Origin of the sequence: Nocardia salmonicida, assembly GCF_036142455.1 — a bacterium.
GTDB lineage: Bacteria > Actinomycetota > Actinomycetes > Mycobacteriales > Mycobacteriaceae > Nocardia > Nocardia salmonicida.
Genome location: NZ_CP108014.1, coordinates 6,315,281 through 6,334,304, shown reverse-complemented (window position 1 = coordinate 6,334,304; position 19,024 = coordinate 6,315,281). Strand labels below are relative to the sequence as shown.

Annotated in this window: 14 protein-coding genes; 7 read left to right on the top strand and 7 right to left on the bottom strand. The window is 67.4% G+C overall.

Translation table 11 applies throughout. The annotated features are described in order from the left end of the window. Positions 1-19: 19 nt before the first annotated feature. Positions 20-4,120, bottom strand: a complete 4,101-nt coding sequence (locus OHS03_RS29605; protein WP_328658588.1) for a transglutaminase family protein — start codon at positions 4,118-4,120, stop codon at positions 20-22. A gap of 131 nt (positions 4,121-4,251) precedes the next feature. Between OHS03_RS29605 and OHS03_RS29600 the strand changes: the two genes are divergently transcribed. After that, positions 4,252-4,893 (top strand): hypothetical protein, encoded by a 642-nt coding sequence (locus tag OHS03_RS29600; RefSeq protein ID WP_301904475.1) that lies wholly within the window; start codon positions 4,252-4,254, stop codon positions 4,891-4,893. A gap of 12 nt (positions 4,894-4,905) precedes the next feature. On the opposite strand, the gene recR is transcribed toward OHS03_RS29600, so the two are convergent. Beyond that, positions 4,906-5,514: a recombination mediator RecR gene (recR, locus tag OHS03_RS29595; RefSeq protein ID WP_056822003.1), complete on the bottom strand. Its 609-nt coding sequence runs from the start codon at positions 5,512-5,514 to the stop codon at positions 4,906-4,908. Continuing rightward, entirely contained in the window at positions 5,514-5,831 is a 318-nt protein-coding gene (locus tag OHS03_RS29590; protein ID WP_393339326.1) for a YbaB/EbfC family nucleoid-associated protein, read from the bottom strand. The genes recR and OHS03_RS29590 overlap by 1 nt, the downstream gene beginning before the upstream one ends. Positions 5,832-6,130: 299 nt before the next feature. Here OHS03_RS29590 and OHS03_RS29585 point away from each other — a divergent pair, with 299 nt between their 5' ends. Genes OHS03_RS29585 through OHS03_RS29575 form a run of 3 tightly spaced genes read left to right on the top strand, consistent with a single transcriptional unit; the run spans position 6,131 to position 7,928 of the window. After that, a complete protein-coding gene (locus tag OHS03_RS29585) occupies positions 6,131-6,706 on the top strand; it encodes a hypothetical protein (protein ID WP_328658586.1) in 576 nt (191 codons plus the stop codon). 44 nt (positions 6,707-6,750) lie between these two features. Then, positions 6,751-7,578: a MerR family transcriptional regulator gene (locus OHS03_RS29580; protein WP_328658585.1), complete on the top strand. Its 828-nt coding sequence runs from the start codon at positions 6,751-6,753 to the stop codon at positions 7,576-7,578. Beyond that, positions 7,578-7,928: a VOC family protein gene (locus tag OHS03_RS29575; protein ID WP_056822010.1), complete on the top strand. Its 351-nt coding sequence runs from the start codon at positions 7,578-7,580 to the stop codon at positions 7,926-7,928. The genes OHS03_RS29580 and OHS03_RS29575 overlap by 1 nt, the downstream gene beginning before the upstream one ends. A gap of 14 nt (positions 7,929-7,942) precedes the next feature. Here the strand turns inward: OHS03_RS29575 and OHS03_RS29570 are convergent, their stop codons facing one another. Continuing rightward, positions 7,943-8,377 (bottom strand): SRPBCC family protein, encoded by a 435-nt coding sequence (locus OHS03_RS29570; protein ID WP_056822013.1) that lies wholly within the window; start codon positions 8,375-8,377, stop codon positions 7,943-7,945. A 179-nt stretch (positions 8,378-8,556) separates the two neighbouring features. Here OHS03_RS29570 and OHS03_RS29565 point away from each other — a divergent pair, with 179 nt between their 5' ends. Beyond that, positions 8,557-9,999, top strand: a complete 1,443-nt coding sequence (locus OHS03_RS29565) for an FAD-binding oxidoreductase (RefSeq protein ID WP_328664470.1) — start codon at positions 8,557-8,559, stop codon at positions 9,997-9,999. After that, complete coding sequence (locus tag OHS03_RS29560) at positions 9,996-11,312, top strand: class I SAM-dependent methyltransferase (protein ID WP_328658583.1); 1,317 nt, start codon at positions 9,996-9,998, stop codon at positions 11,310-11,312. The genes OHS03_RS29565 and OHS03_RS29560 overlap by 4 nt, the downstream gene beginning before the upstream one ends. 122 nt (positions 11,313-11,434) lie before the next feature. On the opposite strand, the gene OHS03_RS29555 is transcribed toward OHS03_RS29560, so the two are convergent. After that, positions 11,435-14,971 carry a protein kinase domain-containing protein gene (locus tag OHS03_RS29555; RefSeq protein ID WP_328658581.1) on the bottom strand — a complete coding sequence of 1,179 codons (3,537 nt, stop codon included), beginning with the start codon at positions 14,969-14,971 and terminating at the stop codon, positions 11,435-11,437. Positions 14,972-15,120: 149 nt separating this feature from the next. Then, positions 15,121-16,206: an esterase-like activity of phytase family protein gene (locus OHS03_RS29550; protein ID WP_328658579.1), complete on the bottom strand. Its 1,086-nt coding sequence runs from the start codon at positions 16,204-16,206 to the stop codon at positions 15,121-15,123. A gap of 214 nt (positions 16,207-16,420) precedes the next feature. Between OHS03_RS29550 and OHS03_RS29545 the strand changes: the two genes are divergently transcribed. Continuing rightward, complete coding sequence (locus OHS03_RS29545; protein WP_255284763.1) at positions 16,421-16,768, top strand: cupin domain-containing protein; 348 nt, start codon at positions 16,421-16,423, stop codon at positions 16,766-16,768. Between the two features lie 68 nt (positions 16,769-16,836). Here OHS03_RS29545 and OHS03_RS29540 read toward each other — a convergent pair whose 3' ends face one another. Beyond that, positions 16,837-18,993, bottom strand: coding sequence for a 3-hydroxyacyl-CoA dehydrogenase NAD-binding domain-containing protein (locus OHS03_RS29540; protein WP_328658577.1), 2,157 nt, complete (start codon positions 18,991-18,993; stop codon positions 16,837-16,839). Positions 18,994-19,024: the final 31 nt, after the last annotated feature.

Sequence of the window (19,024 nt, the reverse complement as noted above, 5' to 3'; positions counted from 1 at the left end):
GCTGGCGCCAAATGACCGACTATGTACCCCACACGGTTCGTGCGCGGCGTAGGTCAAGGATGCCTGGTGCTCCGACATCGGTCGACTGTGCCGAGATCTTCGCACGGAGTTCGGCGGGATCCATCGGGTTCACCGTATGGCCGGCGGCCTCGAAACGGCGATTTCGGCGTGACTGGGCCGCGACCGCGTTGACCGGTGCGTCGTCGTAGGCCCGGCCGCCGGGGTGCACGACGTGGTAGGTGCAGCCGCCGCGGGAGATACCCGTCGCGACGTCGACCAGGTCGAACACCAGGGGCGCGTCGACGGTGATCGAGGGGTGCAGGGAGTTCGGCGGCTGCCAGGCGCGGTAGCGCACGCCCGCCACCTGCACGTCGGATTTGTCGGTGGCCAGCAGCGGTACCGGCATGCCGTTGCAGGTCAGGACGTAGCGGCCGCGGTCGGCGCCGACCAGGCGCACCTGCAACCGTTCCACCGAGGAGTCGACGTAGCGAGCGGTGCCCTGGCCGGTGGTCTGTTCGCCGAGGGTGAGCCACGGCTCGATCGCGCCGCGCAGTTCCAGCTCCGCCTCACCGATCATGGCGGTGCCGATGCGGGGGAAGCGGAACTCGGTGAACGGGTCGAGCCAGGCGGTGTCGAAGTCGACGCCCGCCGCGCGCAGGTCGGCGGCCACCTCGGCGATGTCGTTCATCAGGAAGTGCGGCAGCAGATAGCGACCGTGCAGGTTGGACCCGTGGCGGATCAGCGGCGCGCGCAGCGGCTTGTCCCAGAACATCGCCACCAGACCGCGCACCAGCAACGACTGCACCATCGCCATCTGGAAATGCGGCGGCATCTCGAAGCCGCGCAGCTCCAGCAGTCCGAGTCGACCGCGGGCCGAGTCGGGGCTGTACAGCTTGTCGATGCAGAACTCGGCACGGTGGGTATTGCCGGTGAGATCGGTGAGCAGATGCCGCAGCGCGCGGTCGATATGCCAAGGGGCCGACTGAATTTCGTAGGGCGTCGGACCGGGTGCTTGCTCGGCGGTGAGCCGGGCGACCTCGGCGAAGGCGATCTCGAGTTCGTAGAGCGCGCCTTCACGACCCTCGTCCGCGCGGGGCGCCTGTGAGGTCGGACCGACGAAACGACCCGCGAACAGGTACGACAGCGCGGGATGACGCTGCCAGTAGGTGAGCATGGAAACCAGCAGGTCGGGGCGGCGCAGCATCGGCGAACGCGCCGGGGTGACGCCACCGAGGGTGATGTGGTTGCCGCCGCCGGTACCGCCGTGTGTGCCGTCCACGTCGAAGGATTCCGTGCTCAGCCGGGCGAGCCTGGCCTGCTCGTAGAGGGTGTTCAGCACCTCGGCCTGCTCGGCGAACGAGCTGGTCGGCATGATGTTCACCTCGATCACGCCGGGGTCGGGCGTCACCGAGAACGTCTGCAGCCGAGCGTCACTCGGCGGCGCGTAGCCCTCGAGCACCACCGGCTGCCCGATCGCCACCGCCGCCGCCTCGACCTTGGCGATCAGATCGAGGAAGTCGTCGAGCTCGGTGACCGGCGGCAGGAACACATGCAGCCGCCCCTGCCTGACCTCGGCGACCAGTGCGGTCGTCGGCGTGAAATCGGCGGACTCCACCGCGGCGGGCGGCTCGACCCGTTCCGCGCGCAGCGGTTGCTGGTAGAGCGGGTCGCTGTCGGGCAGGATCGGCGGTGCGTGCCAGGACACCGATCCGATCGGCAGACGAAGTCCGGCAGGCGAATCGCCATCGGCCAACACGATCCGACCGCGACCGCCCTCGGCCCGTCCACGACGCAGCTGCCAGTCAGCACTGGCCCAGCCCGCCCCGTCGGCCCGCCGATGAATCGGCAGCACATACGCCGACGGCTGATCGACCGACTCCTCCAAACTCTCGAGCAATACCCGCCGCACCTCGGGCGAGTCCTCGGTCGGGTCGATATCGGCGGGCGGCGGATCGCCGTACGGCGCACTCACTGTCGCCGCCAACCGCGCCAACGGATCCTCGAACGCGGGCCGCACCTGCGCATCGGGCAAGCCGAGGGTGCCCGCGATCTCGGCGATCAAGGCCTTGGCCGCACCGATCTCGGCGGCGGGCACCCGGTCGTGGAGCACCCCGGCGGCCGAGTTGCTCGGCTGGGAGCGGGTCAGCTGGATGTGCGGGTGGGCCGTCTGCGGCGCACTCCCGGATCTCCTGTCGTTCTTGCCGCGAACTTTCTTTATCCCCAGGATCCTTCGCAGTTCGTCCGTGGCCTTCTCGGCAGCCTCGGCCGACGCCTTCGCTTCCCGCTTCGACACCTCGGCCTTCGTCACCGGGCGATCACTGCCACCGGCGTCGGCGCAGGCCTGCTGGCTCTCCGCGGTGCGGCGATGCTCGGCGGCGACCAACTCGACGGGCTCGTCGATCAGCACCGGTCCGTCGCCGGACTCCACCTCTTCGAGACCTTCGACCTCGACGGCAGGTTCTGCCTCCTGCGCGAGATCGCCCGCAACGGCGTCGTCGACCTGGTCGGCACCGCTCATCTCGCCGTCGCGTCGGAAGTCGTCATCGTCGGCGAGGCCGAGCGCGACGACAGCGGCAGCGACTTCGTCACCACCGACCCGACGACGCGGGTCGAGGACCGCGACCATGTCGACAGGGACGACCGTGGGCGGGCGCTCATCGAGCACCGATACCGCGTCGACCGACGCGGGCACGTCATCGGCCGCGATCGGGCCGGACTCGTCCGCCAGGCCGAGCGCGACCACGGCGGTCGCGACCTCGGCGCCGGCCGGTGCGTATCCGTTCGAGGGGGTGGAGCCCGCCGTTTCGGTGGCACCCTTCGGGGCCGGTGTATGCCGCGAAACCGGCGTCCACGGATCGGTGAGCAGGTCCTGCCGCTGCCAGATCGGCACGCCGTCGGCCCGCCAGGCGATCGCGATCTCCCAGCGGGGCAACGGTTCTCCGGGATACCACTTACCCTGGCGGTACTGCACGATGCCGGTCGGCGCGTAGATCGAGCGGAGGCGGTCGGCGAGGTCGACAGCGCGCTCGCGTTTGTGCCTGCCGTCGGCGTCGGTGGTCCACTGGGCGCTGACCTGGTCATCGATGGATACGAAGGTCGGCTCGCCGCCCATGGTGAGGCCGACATCGGCCCCGGCCATCCGAGCGTCGATCGCGGCACCGGAGGCGACGATGCGGTCCCACTGAGAATCGGTATAGGGCAGCGTGACTCGCGGGTCCTCGTGGATCCGGCGAACCACATTGCTGAAGTCGAGGGTGGCCTCGGTGATCCCGGTGGCGCCGGTGATCGGGGCGGCGGCGCCGGGATGCGGGGTGGCGGCGAGCGGAATGTGGCCTTCACCCGCGAACAGGCCGGAGGTGGGATCCATCCCGACCCAGCCGGCGCCGGGCAGATACACCTCGGTCCAGGCGTGCAGGTCGGTGAAGTCCGCGGTCGGGCCGGACGGACCGTCCAGCGACGGCACGTCGGAGGTGAGCTGGACCAGGTAGCCGGACACGAAACGAGCGGCCAATCCCAGCTCACGCAGCACGCCGACCAGCAACCAGGCCGAGTCGCGGCAGGATCCGAGCGCGGTGCGCAGCGTGTGGTCGGGCGTCTGCACACCCGCCTCCATACGCACGGTGTAGTCGACGGCGTTGCGCAGCGCGTAGTTGAGTTCGACGAGATAGTCGATGGCACGAGTCGGGCCCTGCGGCCGGTGGGCCTGCGCCCAGTCGCGCAGCAACTTCCCCGGCCCGCTGCCCGGCTCCGCCTCGTCGACGCGCCGCAGATAGGGCCCGAGATCCTCGGCGAGTGCGGTGTCGTACTCGAACGGGAAGAACTCGGCGTAGTCCTCGATGAAGAAGTCGAACGGGTTGACCACCTCGAGGTCGGCGATCAACCCGACGGTGATCGACAACTCCTTCGTCGGATTCGGAAAAACCAGGCGCGCAACGAAATTGCCGAACGCGTCCTGCTGCCAGTTGACGAAGTGCTCGGCCGGTGACACCTCGAGCGAATACGCCTCGATCGGTGTGCGCGAATGCGGTGCGGGGCGCAACCGCACTTCATGCGGATGCACCTCGACGAGACGATCGAAGGAATATGCCGTGCGGTGCTCGAGTGACACCTTGATGCCCATTCACCAAGTTGACCACATACCCCCGGCACCGCGCGGGCCGACGAAACCGGAGTTTCCCGACCGGCCCCCCTTTCGAAACACCCCGGTAATAGCCGGCCGAGACCCGCGGGGCCAGCCGCTAGAGTGACAGCGTGAGCTACGACCACATCCTGCTGCCGTCCGGCGTCGCCAGCTCTGTCGACGAAATCGACGCCTACCTGGCCGCCCAGGAGGGCCTGACCGAGTCCGAACCGATCGCCGAGATCGCGGCCGAGTTGAACGCGCGCAACGCCGAACTGCCGGTGGACGACTCGTTCCTCAGCGTCGAATCCGTCGGCGGCCCCAGCGGCGACACGCTCTACATCCCCTCGCCGTACGACGCCATCGGCTTCGTCCGCAACCTGCTCTTCGACCTCGCCACCCCGCGCGGCTACGCCGTCTACGATCCGCAGCTGACCTGGATCATCGACCCGGCCGACCACATCGCGATCAATGTCACGCACGGCGGCGCGGGCGAATTCCCCTATCTCACCGAGGAATTGGCGCACCAGTGGGTCGCCGGGCTCGCCGCCCCCAACCCGTACCTCATCGTCGAGCAGGGCGAACAGCGCTACATCCAGACCTACCGCGATGCGAGCGGCCCCTACACCCTCGAATACCGCGACGGCGCCCCCGACCGGCATTTCGGCACGACCCTCGACGACCCGGCGGAGGTCGCCCGCATCATCTGGGACTGGGCCAACGGCAAGCCCGCCACCAGCGAGGGCGTCACCTGGACCCGCGTCGAGCTCTGAGCCGCGTCGGTCCTACAACGTCCGCCTGCCGGAAAGCGCCCGGCCGAGCGTCAGTTCGTCGGCGAATTCCAAATCGCCGCCCATCGGCAGCCCGGAGGCCAACCGGGTGACGGTGAGTCCGGGGAAATCGCGCAGCATCCGCACGAGATAGGTGGCCGTCGCCTCGCCCTCGGTATTCGGGTCGGTCGCGATGATCACCTCGCTCACATCGATGCCGTCCTCCTGATTGCCGATGCGGGTCAGCAACTCCCTGATCCGCAATTGATCGGGGCCGACGCCGCTGAGCGGATCGAGCGCACCGCCGAGCACGTGGTAGCGACCACGGAACTCGCGGGTGCGCTCGATGGCCTGCACGTCTTTGGGTTCCTCGACCACACAGATCATCGTGCGGTCGCGGCGTGGGTCGGCACAGATTCGGCACAGCTCACCATCGGCGACGGTGCCGCACGAGACGCAGAACTGGACGCCGTCGCGCACCTTCTGCAGGGCGGCCTGCAGACGGTCGATATCCGGCGGCTCCACTTGCAGTAGATGAAAAGCGATGCGCTGTGCGCTCTTCGGACCGACGCCGGGCAGTTTGCCCAGCTCGTCGATCAGATCCTGAACCGGCCCCTCATACATCAGAAGTCGGGCAGACCGGGCATCGAACCGCCGCCGAGGCCCTGCGACAGCGGGCCGAGGCGCTCGGCCGCGAGCTGCTGCGCATTGGTCATCGCGTCGTTGATCGCGCCGATCACCAGGTCCTGCAGTCCGTCGACATCCTCCGGATCGACCACCTTCGGGTCGATCGTCAGTGCGATCACCTCGCCGCTGACCTTGATCGTGGCCTGCACCAGACCGCCGCCGGCCTGACCGGCCACCTCGGTCTCGGCGAGCTCGGCCTGCGCCTGCATCACTGCCTGCTGCATCTGCTGAGCCTGGGCGAGCAGTGCCTGCATATCGAACTGACCATCACCGGGTTGCACAACGCTCCTGTATTTTCGGCGGCTGGCGCCGCGGGGTTTTCGGCCCTGGGGGCCTCACACCCGAGGGACGATACTGCGCCTTCGGCGTTCCGTCTCGCCCCTCGGGTGCGAGGCGGCCGAAAACCGTGGGGGTACGTCGGGTGCGGGGCATGGCCGCGTGCCGTTGCCAGTTTAGTCGTGGGAAATGGGGGCTGAATGAATGGCTCCGCCGGGACTTCGGGCATACGATCAGCCCTGATAGGGCAATGATTCAGCAATCTCTAGGAGAGTCGATGAATGCATCCCGTGCGCGCCTGGCATCGATCATAGCCTCGAGCGCATCCATCTTCAGCCTGCTCCTTCTCTCACCCGCCGTCGTATCGGCCGAGCCCGGGGACGGGATCACCAATTACGGCAACGGCTGCGTACTCGATCCGGGCAATCGTGCGGCGACCGTAGATTCGCTGCGCTTCCGCTGCAGCGTCACTCAGCAGGACCAGATCTACCGCGACGCACAGGCGGGCGCGGTGGCGAACGGCGTCACGAACGGCTGGGTGACGCGCCCGCCGCAACTCGGAGCCGCCGCACCGGCGCTGTGGATCGGCAAAGTGTTCAACACCGGGCCCGACGGCGGCACACTGACCAACCGGGTCACCGGCGCCGGGATCGAGGCGTTCCCGGCCGATGTCTATCGAGCACCGTCGATCCTCGACGGCGCCCCCACCTGGGCGCTGAACTACGCGCCCTCGCCCACCCCGCAGGTCTACGACGAGATCCGTGAGGTCACTCCGGGCGTCTGGTTCGGCTATTCGTGGTGGCGTGAGGGCGAGTGGCCGTTGCTCGCCGCCTTCGTCCTGACGCCTGCCTGATCGTTGTTGACCCTCCACCCGCTGGAGGGTGTTGTCTGGACGTCATGACAGCAACCGTGGCGATCGGAGAGTTCGCCCGCCTCACCCACCTGAGCGTCAAGACGCTGCGGTATTACCACGAGATCGAGCTACTCGAGCCGGTCGAGGTAGACGCGGGTACCGGCTATCGCCGATATTCCACCGACCAGGTGGAGCAGGCCCATCTGATCCGCCGACTGCGCGACCTGGACATGCCGCTCCCGGAGATCCGCACCGTGCTCGCCACCGCGGATCCCGGCGAGCGGGACACCGCGCTGCGGGCGCACCTGATCAGGATGGAGGCCGCGCTCGAACGCACCCGCGAGGTGGTGGTCTCGCTGCGCGCCCTGCTCACCGCACCCTCATCACCGATCGAGGTCGATTACCGGATCGAGCCCGCGTTCACGGCGCTCACAGTCACCGACCGGATCGAGCGCATCGCCATCGCCGACTGGTGCGGCACCGCGTTCGAGCAGTTGTACACGACTCTGCTCGCGTCGGGCGTCGACCCGGGAGGTGTTGCGGGAGCGACATATTCGAACGAATTCTTCACCAACGACAACGGTGCGGTCACCGCGTTCGTGCCGCTACCGCCCGGCGCGGAGTTGGTTCCCACCGGCGCCTTCGCCGTCGTCGAATTCCCGGCTCGCCACTTCGCCGTTGCCGTCCACGACGGCCCGTTCGAAGACTTCGACCGCACCTATGGCGCGCTCGGCAGCCACGTCGCCGAGCACGGCGCCGCGCTGCCGGACGAACCGGTCCGCGAGCGCTACCTCGTCGGACCGGACACCACCGATAACCAGGCCGACTACCGCACCGAGGTGTGCTGGCCGATCACCGAAGGAGAGATCTGATGCCCATCGCCCTGGCGAACATCACCATGGACTGCCACAACGCCACCGCCCAGGCCGAGTTCTACGCACAACTGCTCGATGTGCCCGTCGACCCGGAGGCATCGCCGTTCTTCGCCACCGTCGGCAAATCCGCCGGCCTCGCCCCGATCCTGATGTTCATCCAGGTCCCCGACAAGACCCCTGGCAAAAATGTGGTCCACCTGGATTTCCACACGGCGGAGTGGGCCGACTACATCGAACGCGCAGTCAGCCTGGGCGGCAAGCACATCGGCGACTTCGATGAGTACGGCATCCAGTGGACCACCCTCGCCGACCCCGAAGGAAACCTCTTCGACATCGGCAAGGACTGACCCGTGAACTGAGCTCAGGCCAGTTCGCGCGAGAGGTTGCCCAGCACCTCGGCCTGGATCTTCTTCAGGCCGAGCGGGGCGAAGATGCCCTCGAAAATGCCCGAGATGCCGCCCGCACCCTTCCAGGTGGTCTCGACGGTGACCTTCGAGCCGGTGCCGTCGGGGGTGACGGTCCAGGTGTTGACCATGGTGGAGTTGGCGTCGCGTTCGGTGAGCACCGAATCCGCCACTGTCACGGTCGCGCGCACGTTGCGTGAGCGCTTCTCGGTGGCCTGCAGCGTCCACTCCACCACGGTGCCGGCGCCGTTGCCGCCTTCGACAACCTTGTAGTCGCGGTAGTGCGAGGAAAGAATGCGCGGCCGGATCGTCTCGTAATCGCCGATCGCTGCGAGCGTGCGCTGCGGATCCGCGGCGACGACGATCGAACTGCTGGCGCTGACCTGTCCCACTGTTGACTCCTTGCTGGGGGGTGTGGCGATATCTCGACCGTGTTACATCCTGCCCTGTCCCCGACCGGTTCACCCGACCAGGTCGGGGCGGTGCGGGAACATATGCGTGACATTTTGTCGCGGCACGCAAGTATCCGGTGGCCCGGCGGACACGGTCGTACTAGCGTCAAAGGGTGGCAGTGAGTCTTTTGGGTAGGGCTGGTCACGAACCGGCCACACGCGAGTCCGGATATGCCGCGCATCGGGCGGGTGTGGAGCGACTGCTGGAAAGCTATCGCGCCATTCCATCCGGTGCCGTGGTCAGACTGGCGAAGAAGACATCGAACTTGTTCCGGGCCAGGGCGGCACCCACTGCGCCCGGTCTCGACGTGTCCGGCCTCGGGCAGGTGATCGCGGTGGACCCGCAGGCCCGCACGGCCGACGTCGCGGGCATGACCACCTATGAGGACCTGGTGGCGGCCACCCTCCCCTACGGGTTGGCGCCGCTGGTGGTACCCCAGCTCAAGACCATCACCCTGGGCGGCGCGGTGACCGGCCTCGGCATCGAATCGACCTCGTTCCGCAACGGTCTGCCCCACGAATCCGTCCTGGAAATGGACATTTTGACCGGCTCCGGCGAGATCGTCACCGCGACGCCCACCGGCGAGCACGCCGACCTGTTCCACGGCTTCCCCAACTCCTACGGCACTCTCGGCTACTCCGTCCGGCTGAAGATCGAGCTCGAGCCCGTCCTGCCGTTCGTGGAACTGCGGCACGTGCGCTTCCACGACCTGCGCGAACTGGAAGCCGAACTCGACCGGATCGTCATCGAACGCCGCTTCGAGGGTGAAGAAGTCGACTACATCGATGGCGTGGTGTTCAGCGCGGGCGAGAGCTACCTGACTCTGGGTCGCCAGACCGACGAGCCGGGCCCGGTCAGCGACTACACCGGTATGGACATCTTCTACCGCTCCTTGCAGCACCCCGACGGCGTGACCCGCGATCGGCTCACCATCCACGACTACCTGTGGCGCTGGGACACGGACTGGTTCTGGTGCTCACGCGCGTTCGGCGCCCAGAATCCGAAGATCCGCAGACTCTGGCCGAAGTCGAAGCGCCGCAGCAGTTTCTACTGGAAACTGGTCGCGCTCGATCGCAAGTACCACATCGATGATCGCAGGCAGGCCCGCAAGGGCAATCCCCCGCAGGAACGCGTCGTGCAGGACATCGAGGTTCCGGTGCAACACACCGCCGACTTCGTCGAATGGTTCCTGCGGGAAATACCGATCGAGCCGATCTGGTTGTGCCCATTGCGCTTGCGTGCGCTCGACGACGCGCCGGCCACGGACGGCGCGCGTCCGTGGCCGCTGTATCCGCTCGAGCCACAGCGCACCTACGTCAATGTCGGATTCTGGTCGGCGGTGCCGACCGAGCGAGGTCAACCGGAAGGGGCGGCCAACCGCGCCATCGAGAAGATCGTGTCCGCGTTCGACGGACACAAATCGCTCTACTCGGACTCCTACTACGACGAGGCAGAGTTCGCCGAGCTCTACGGCGGCGACACCTATATCGAACTGAAGACCCGTTACGACCCGGACCAACGACTGCTGAATCTGTATTCGAAGGCGGTGCAACGCAAGTGACGACATTCAAGGACCGATCCGAGGTATTGGCAGAGCTGGGGACCCGGCTCAACATCGCCGAGGTCGTCGAAAGCCTGGTAGACGGCGAGATCCCCGTGCGCGTGACCGCCTACGACGGCAGCGCGACCGGCCCGGAGAACGCGCCGTACACCCTCGAGATCAAGACCCCACGCGGCATCAACTACCTGGCGGGCGCCCCCGGCGACCTCGGGATGGCGCGGGCCTACATCGCCGGGGACATGATCGCCGAGGGGGTGCATCCCGGTGACCCGTACGACATCTTGAAAGCCATGCAGGACATGAAGTTCCATCGTCCTTCGGCATTGTCGCTGGTCACCATCGCCCGATCGCTGGGCTGGGAGCGGCTCAAGCCGATCGCGCCTCCGCCGCAGGAGACGCTGCCGCGCTGGCGCCGGATCGCACTGGAAGGCTTGCGCCACTCCAAGACTCGCGATGCCGAGGCGATCCACCACCACTACGACGTCTCCAACAAGTTCTACGAGTACGTCCTCGGCTCGTCGATGACCTACACCTGCGCGGTGTACGGCGACGAGGACTGGACGCTCGAGCAGGCACAGGAGAACAAGTACCGCCTGATCTTCGAGAAGCTGCGCCTGAAGGAAGGCGACCGGCTGCTCGACATCGGCTGCGGCTGGGGCGGCATGGTCCGCTACGCGGCACGCCGGGGCGTGAAGGTGATCGGGGCGACCTTGTCGGCCGAACAGGCCGCCTGGGCGCAGCAGAAGATCGCCGAGGAAGGTCTGGGCGAGCTCGCCGAGGTCAGGCACAGCGACTACCGCGACATCCCCGAGGGCGAATTCGACGCCGTCTCCTCGATCGGCCTCACCGAACACATCGGCGTGCACAACTACCCGTTCTACTTCGGCTACATCAAGGACAAGCTGCGGGTGGGCGGGCTGTTCCTCAACCACTGCATCACCCGCCACGACAACACCCGCACCACCAAGGCGGGCGATTTCATCGACCGCTACGTCTTCCCCGACGGCGAGCTGATCGGTTCCGGCCGCATCATCTCCGATATCCAGAACGTCGGCCTCGAAGTGCTGCACGAGGAGAACCTGCGCGAGCACTACGCGCTGACGCTGCACGAATGGTGCAAGAACCTGGTCACCAATTGGGACGCGGCCGTCGCCGAGGTCGGCGAGGGCACCGCGAAGGTGTGGGGGCTGTACATGGCGGGCTGTCGACTCGGCTTCCAGCGCAATGTGATCCAGCTGCACCATGTGCTCGGTGTGAAGCTCGATTCGAACGGCGCCTGGGATGTCCCGTTGCGTCCGTGGTGGCAGCCGTAGCGTTTGCCGTGTTCTCGGCGCGCCTTCGCCGATGGACTGACCGAAGGGTGCGACGAAGGAGTACCCGTAGGGAGGGAAGAGGTGAAGTTCAGCGCCGAGAACCGCGGCGCCAGCCGCCAAAATTACAGAAGTTCGTCGAGGAAGTGACCGGGCAGGTTCTGCAGGATCGGATGGTCCTGCCCGTCATGCGATTGCGTGCGCAACACGTGCAGCAGGCCGACCACCCCCGGGCCCGCGTCCAGCAGTGGTCTGCTCCAGCCCAGTTCGGCACAGGTGCGCAGGACCGGCAGCACCAGCCCGGTCGCTTCCCCGACCCATCCCGCCGATGCGAGGCATTCGGCGAGTAGCAAGGTCGCGTCCAATTCCGCGCGGGGACGGCCTTGTTCGAGCGTCTTCGCGTAGATCACCCTGGCATGGCGTGCGGCGCGATCATCGGCGCGCAGCCGTTGTTCGGCCAGCAGAATCCGGATATCGGCGATGGCGCGCGCCTCGGTGATCAGCGCGGCGGCGCCCTTCTTGCGCCGCGCGCCGTTGCCGGAGGTGTCAGGAACGAAGCCGTCGTCGCCGGTGGGGAATCCGAGCCTGGACCGTTCGGCCCGCACCTGGGCATCCAGGCGGGCCAATCCGTTCTCCGCGGCCACGCGCGCGCCTTCGTCGAGGCGCGCCGAGGCCGTGTACTGGTCGCCGAGCGCGGCCTTCACCCTGGCCCCGGTCACGAAGGTCGCGATCAGGAAGTCGACGGGACCGACCCGGGTGACCAACTCATGGCTCTCGTCGAGGAGCCGATCGGCCAGCGCCAGATCGCCTCGGCGATAGGCCAGATCGCCGAGCAGCGCGGCCGCGATGCGTGCGGCGTCCGAGCGCGGACCCGCCCTGGTTCTGGCAGTCTCGTAGGCCTGCTCGAAAGCGGTGGTAGCAGCGGCGATGTCGAGTTGCTCGTAGGCGGCGTCGCCCAACGCGCAGAGCCCGAAGACCGGGCCGAGCGGGTCCTTCGACTGGGTGTGATAGTCGGCGGCCCAATTCTGTAGGTCGGTCACCGCGTCGAAGTCGAACTCGCACAGCCGAACGAACGACATCAGATTGGCGGCGGTCGACACCGTCCAGGCGGGCAGGTCGCCGGGTTCTTCCAGAATGCCGGCCAGGCTGTCGGCCACCTCGGCGATGTCATCGTGGGCCACCCGATCGGCGGCGTCGAGTACCGTTGCCACACACCGCTGTTCGGTCAGCTCCGGCGCACCGGGCGCGCTGCGGGCCAGCAGGTTCGAGAGCCTGCCGAGCGCGTTGCGGGCGGTCCCGGTCTGCTGCATGTTCATATTCGCCCTGGCCACCGCCATCAACAGCTTCGACCGTGACGTCACCTGCTGCACGGGCAGTTTCGAGACGGTGCCGAGCAGGGTGCCCAGCCGGGATCCGTCGATCAGGTCCATGCCGCCGCTTTCGAGCAGGTCGGCGGCGAGTTTGAGATCGGTCGCGGCCAGTGCGTGATCCACAGACTTGCGCAGCAGCTGATGCTCGGCGTACCAGCGAGCGGCCTTGCGGTGCAGTGTTTTCGAACGCCCGGGATGTTCGCGATCGAGCCGGGCGCGTAGATGCTCGGCGAACAGCGGTTGCATGCGATACCACTCCGGATCGTGCTGGATCCGATGCAGGAAGAGTTCACGCTGCTCGGCCTGGGCCAGCATCGCGGCGCCGTCGGCGACGTCGGCGAGCACCCCGGCCAGGGAGCCGTTCACCCGCTCGACCACCGAGATCGCCATCAGGAACTCCAGTTGCTCCGGCGCCAGCGCGTCGAGCACGTTCTCGGCCAGGTACTCCCGCATCCCGTGGCCGCCCTCGGCGAGCGAGGCGAGCAGCTGCGTCGGGTCGGCCTTACCGCGCAGCGTCAGGCTCACCAACTGGATCGCGGCGGGCCAGCCGTCGGTCGCGAGGTGGATCTGCTCGATCTGCTCGTCGGTGAGCGCGAAACCGTTGCGTTCCACCAGGATCTGACGAGTCTCCGATTCGGTGAGCCGCAAGGCGGCGGCGTCCAGCTCCACCAGTTCGTCGCGCACCCGCAACCTGCTGATCGGCAGGCCGGACTGATCGCGACTGGTGATGACGAACCGCACGTGGTGGCAGCCGTTGTCGAGCAACGTCGCCATCGCCCGTTGCACGCCGGGGTCGCGCACCCGGTGCCAGTCGTCGACCACCACGACCACCGGTTGCCCGCTGGCGTGGATCTCATCGATCAGCGTGGCGATCACGTAGGCGACGGCGTCGGCGGGACGCTCCTCCAGCACCTGTTCCAGGCCCGCGCCGACATCGGGGCGCACGCGGCGGATGGCATGGATGAGGTGGGCCAGGAACCAGATCTCGCTGTCGTCGTCCTGGTCGACGCCGAGCCACGCCACCGGGATATCGCGGGTGGCCAGGTCCGCGCGCCACTGCGTGGCGATGGTGCTCTTGCCGAAACCGGCGGGCGCGTGGATCAGGGCGAGTCGACGCGCGCCGCCCTCACGCAGCACGTCGAGCAGGCGCTGGCGGGGGAAGGGCTCGCGCGCGGGCGTGGGCGGGCGGAATTTGGTGGCGGCGGTCGGCGGAAAGGTGCCCGTCGTCGAGCTCGGCATGGGTACCGAGGCGCCGGCGGGCTGCAGGGTCAGCGGCCAGCTGCGGCGGCCGGTGACCGACTTCAGAACCTCCGGGGCGTCGTCGATGGTCTCCTCGGAGTCGAGCAACGCCATTTCGTCCGGCATCTGGCCGTGCGCGCGCTGGACTTCGCGCAGCATCTCGCCGAACTCGTAGGCCGAGGCCGGACGGTCGGCGGGCTCGGGGGACATGGCGCGTTCGATCACCTCCGCCACGTCACCGGGGATGTCCTGGGCACGCAGGTCGGGAACGTTCTGGGTGGTGATGCGCAGGAACTGGGCAACCACCTTCTCCCCCGCGTGGCGTTCGAACGCGGCGTGGCCGGTGAGCAGGGCGAACAGGGTCGCGCCGAGGCCGTATATATCCGACCGAACGGTCGGTTCATTGCCTTTGAGTACCTCCGGCGCGGTGAACGCGGGCGAGCCGGTGATCAGGCTGCTCGACGTCTGGAAACCGCCGGGGATGCGGGCGATGCCGAAGTCGGTGAGTTGCGGTTCGCCGTAGCCGCTGATCAGCACGTTGGCCGGTTTCACATCCCGGTGCAGGATGCCCGCCCGATGCGCCGACTCGATCGCCGCCGCCAGTTTCACCCCGGCCCGCAGGGTATCCGACCAGGTCAGCGGGCCGCGATCGTGGATGAGCCGTTCGAGTGAGCCACGCGAGCAGTACGGCATCACGATCAGCGGCAGCCCGGTCTCGGTCACGTCCACCTGCAGGATGTCGACGATATTCGGGTGACCGGACAGCCTGCCCATCGCCTGTTCCTCGCGCAGGAACCGCTCCCGGCTCTCCACGTCGATCTCCGAGGACAGCACCTTCACCGCGACCACGCGATCCAGCGCCGGCTGCAATGCCCGGTACACCACACCGAACCCGCCGCGCCCGATCTCCTTGGCGCCCGTGAGCCCCATGGCATCGAGTTCCGCGATCACGGCTTCGTCGGGCACCCCCGGCGCCATCGTCCGCTGCGTATTCAGCCCCACCGGCGCCGCCTCGGCAGGCCCGCGCTGCATACGCGTCTGCTCCGGATCCATGTGACCACCTCTCACCATCGGCGTCACCGGCGTTTCGGTCGGTATGCGGGCCGTCACCGGCATCACCGCACATATCCAAGCTAGCGCGATCCGGCATCTATCGGGTGGAGATTCGACGCTGTGGCGGCATCGGTTGTCCGAACCGGAACTCAGCGCACAGCGAGCGCGATCAACTGGGTGCGCTGTTCCGACGCGAAGTTGTTGTCCGCGACCAGCACCAACGTGCGTTCACCCGAAGGCAGGCGCGGGCCCCACGTCATCGCCTCGATGTTGTCGACCGCCTCGATCCCGAGGTCGGCGAGATCGGCGACCAGCCGTTTCGTGACCGGACGAGCACCCGAGATCGGCGCGTCGAGCACAGTGCTCGCGGACGCGGTGTCGATCTCGAAGATCCGCACCCGATTTCCCACACCCTTGGCGAAAGCCCGTTCGACCACCAGGAATCGAGTCGGAGCGAGCGTGTCCTCGGCGAGGATCGCGGTCACGCCGTTGCTCGCCTGGCCGGCCTCCGGCCGGGACTCGGCGAATACCGGCTCCAGCGGATAGGCGTACTGGGCCAGCACCGGCCCGAACCTGGCCTGGACGGTGATGCGCGTCGTCGCCCCCGCCGTCGTGGTCGCGCCCGGCCCGTCCCGGAGCAGCGGCCCTTCCATCGCGGTCACGAACAACGCACCGCCTGCCGCGAACGTCGCCCCTTCGAGCGCCTGATTCTGCCGCGGCCCCGAATCCGCGCGCATCCGTTCGTTTTCCGGAATCGGCAACTCCGCGACGAACCCACCGTCCACGCGAGCTACCCGCACCGACGGATCGGCGAGCACCCCACCGGCGCGCTCTCCCTCTTGCGTCCAGAAATAGTCCCCCGTCCACGGATCGACCCGAATATCCTCTGGATCCACCGATTTCGGCGGATACACACTTCCGTCAGGCCGCAGCAGCGGCTTCGTGCCGACGAAGCTCACGGGACCGATCCCGTCCTCCCCCAACGGAATCCGAGCCGTGTATACCCGCGCAGGTCCCTTCTCCGACCGGTCATCGCTGATCAATACGAATTCCCCACTGCCGGACAGGTAATCGATGCCAGACAGCCCACCGACCACCGTCGCGTCGAATTCGAGATCGTGCTCGACTACCTGCTCACCCAGTACCCGCACCCCACCGGCCTCAGCCCCCGCATCCGGCACCACGCCCCCCGCGACGACGATTCCCAGCACCACTGCGGCCACCCGATGTCCCATGGACGACAAGCTATCCACCCCAGCACACCCCCAGGTGAACACCACCCGAACTGTCGGACCTCCGCCGGCGCCCCTTGCTACCTTCCGCGAATCGGCGAAGAATTGGATCCTCGGTGGGCTCGGCCGTGGGCCGCACTGGGCTCCACGCGGTGGACCACGACATGACCGCTCATCACCCGAGCAGAAGTGAGATGTCATGTCCACGCTGGTACGCATGAGTTTCGACGCGCCCGAGGAAACCCGGCCGTTCGAGCAGGGCAAGGGTCGACTCGACCTGGTCAACGTCGAAGGCGGCCCGGTCGGCCGTGCGATCTTCGAACCCGGTTGGCGATGGAGCGAGCACGTGAAACCGATCGCGGGCACCGACAGCTGTCAGGCCGCGCACATCGGGTACTGCCTGTCCGGGCGGATCGTGGTGGAGATGGACGACGGCGAACAGCTGGAATTCGGCCCCGGCGACGTCATGATCGCCTCCCCCGGACACGATGCCTGGGTCGTCGGCGCCGAGCCGTGCGTGGTGCTCGACTGGCAGGGCTACGCCGACTACGCCAAGCCGCGATAAACGGCGAACGCCCGCCACCTCAACGAGGTGACGGGCGTCCGGACCCGGCCGAAACCGGAACTACCGACTTACTTGCGCAGCGAGGCCGGAACCTCGAAACGCGGGCCGAACTTCGCGGCCAGCTCGTCGGCGCGGGCCACGAAAGCCTCCTGGCCACCGGGGTAGCCGACGATGAACTGGTGCGAGCCACCCGACCAGGCCGGGAAGCCGATGCCGAAGATCGAGCCGATGTTCGCGTCGGCGGTGCTGGTGAGCACGCCTTCGTCGAAGCACTTCTGGGTCTCGATGGACTCGGCGAACATCATCCGGTCCTTGAGGTCCTGGAAGGTGACACCCTCCGGGAGCTCACGGCTCGAGCTGAAGATCTCGCGCAGCTCGTCCCACAGACCGGTGGCCTTGCCGTCGACGTACTCGTAGAAGCCCGCGCCGCCCAGCTTGCCCTTGCGGTCGTACTTGTCGATCAGGGTGTTGAGGACCTCGGCGGTCTTCGCGGACGCGGCGTTGAGCTCGCCACCGGCAGCGAGGATGGCCTCGGAGGTCTCCTTGTAGATCTTCTGCATCGTGGTGAAGTTCAGCTCGTCGCTGAGCTTCAGCGGCGCGGCCGGGTAGCCCGCCTGCAGACCGGCCTGCTCGACGGTGGCCGGGTCGATACCCTCGGCGACCATCGAGATGGCCTCGTTGATGAAGGTACCGATCACGCGCGAGGTGAAGAAGCCACGGCTGTCGTTGACGACGATCGGGGTCTTCTTGATGGCGAGGGTGTAGTCGTACACCCGAGCCAGCGCCTCGTCGGAGGTGTTCTTGCCCTTGATGATCTCCACCAGCGGCATCTTGTCCACGGGGGAGAAGAAGTGGATACCGATGAAGTCCTCGGACCGCTTCACGCCCTCGGAGAGCAGGGTGATCGGCAGGGTGGAGGTGTTCGAGCCGAGCAGGGCATCGGCGTCGACGATGTCCTCGATCTCCTGGAAGACCTTGTTCTTGAGGTCCGGGTTCTCGAACACGGCCTCGATGACGAAGTCGACACCCTTGAAGTCGGCCGCGTCGGCGGACGGGGTGATGCGAGCCAGCAGCTCGGCCGACTTCTCCGGGGTGGTCTTGCCACGCGAGAGCGCCTTGGCCTCGATGGCCTCGGCGTAGCCCTTGCCCTTTTCGGCGTTGGCGAGCTCGACGTCCTTGAGCACGACCTCGTAGCCGGCCTTGGCCGAGACGTACGCGATGCCCGCGCCCATCATGCCGGCGCCGATGACGCCGATCTTCTTGATCTCACGCTTGGGCACATCCGCGACGGACGGACGCGAGCCGCCACCGTTGATGTGGTTGAGGTCGAAGAAGAACGCCTGGATCATGTTCTTCGCGACCGGACCGGTCAGCAGACCGGTGAAGTAGCGCGACTCGATCAGCGACGCGTTGTCGATGTCGACCTGCGCACCCTCGACCGCCACGGACATGATGGCGCGCGGGGCCGGCATGTTGGCGCCCTTGATCTGCTTGCGCAGGTTGGCCGGGAACGCGGGCAGGTTCGCCGCGATCGCCGGGGACGCCGGGGCGCCACCGGGGATCTTGAAGCCCTTCTTGTCCCACGGCTGCGCGGCATCGGGGTTGGCCGCGATCCACGCCTTGGCGGCGGGCACCAGCTCCTCGATCGAGCCGACGACCTCGTTGATCAGGCCGAGTTCCTTGGCCTTGCTCACGCGGTGACGCTGGCCCTGCAGCAGCACCTGCATCAGCGCGTTCTGCAGGCCGAGCATGCGCACGGTGCGGATCACACCGCCGCCGGCGGGCAGCAGGCCCAGGCTGACCTCGGGCAGGCCGATGACGACGCCCTTGACATCCGCGGCGACGCGGTAGTGGGTGGCCAGCGCGATCTCCAGGCCACCGCCGAGGGCGGCGCCGTTGATCGCGGCGACGACCGGCTTGCCGAGCTGCTCGAGGCGGCGCAGCGGGCCCTTGACGTCGTCGAGCATCTTCATGACGTCGGCCGCGTTGTCCGGGCCGACCTGCATCATGTTCTTCAGATCGCCGCCGGCGAAGAAGGTCTTCTTGCCGGAGGTGAGCACGACACCGGTGATGTCGTCCTTCTCGGCTTCCAGGCGGTCTACGGTCGCGGCCATCGAGGCGATGTACGCGTCGTTCATGGTGTTGGCGCCCTGGCTGGGGTCGTCGATGGTGAGGACGACCACGCCGTCGGCGTCCTTCTCCCAGCCGATGATGTTGTCAGTCATAGTTTTTCGTTCTCTCCTATGAGAAGTTTCG

Coding starts and splice junctions, on each gene's coding strand:
- OHS03_RS29605 (WP_328658588.1), bottom strand. CDS start 4,120: ATGGGCATCAAGGTGTCACTCGAGCACCGCACGGCATATTCCTTCGAT.
- recR (WP_056822003.1), bottom strand. CDS start 5,514: ATGTATGAGGGGCCGGTTCAGGATCTGATCGACGAGCTGGGCAAACTG.
- OHS03_RS29590 (WP_393339326.1), bottom strand. CDS start 5,831: ATGCAGGCACTGCTCGCCCAGGCTCAGCAGATGCAGCAGGCAGTGATG.
- OHS03_RS29585 (WP_328658586.1), top strand. CDS start 6,131: ATGAATGCATCCCGTGCGCGCCTGGCATCGATCATAGCCTCGAGCGCA.
- OHS03_RS29580 (WP_328658585.1), top strand. CDS start 6,751: ATGACAGCAACCGTGGCGATCGGAGAGTTCGCCCGCCTCACCCACCTG.
- OHS03_RS29575 (WP_056822010.1), top strand. CDS start 7,578: ATGCCCATCGCCCTGGCGAACATCACCATGGACTGCCACAACGCCACC.
- OHS03_RS29555 (WP_328658581.1), bottom strand. CDS start 14,971: ATGGATCCGGAGCAGACGCGTATGCAGCGCGGGCCTGCCGAGGCGGCG.
- OHS03_RS29550 (WP_328658579.1), bottom strand. CDS start 16,206: ATGGGACATCGGGTGGCCGCAGTGGTGCTGGGAATCGTCGTCGCGGGG.
- OHS03_RS29545 (WP_255284763.1), top strand. CDS start 16,421: ATGAGTTTCGACGCGCCCGAGGAAACCCGGCCGTTCGAGCAGGGCAAG.
- OHS03_RS29540 (WP_328658577.1), bottom strand. CDS start 18,993: ATGACTGACAACATCATCGGCTGGGAGAAGGACGCCGACGGCGTGGTC.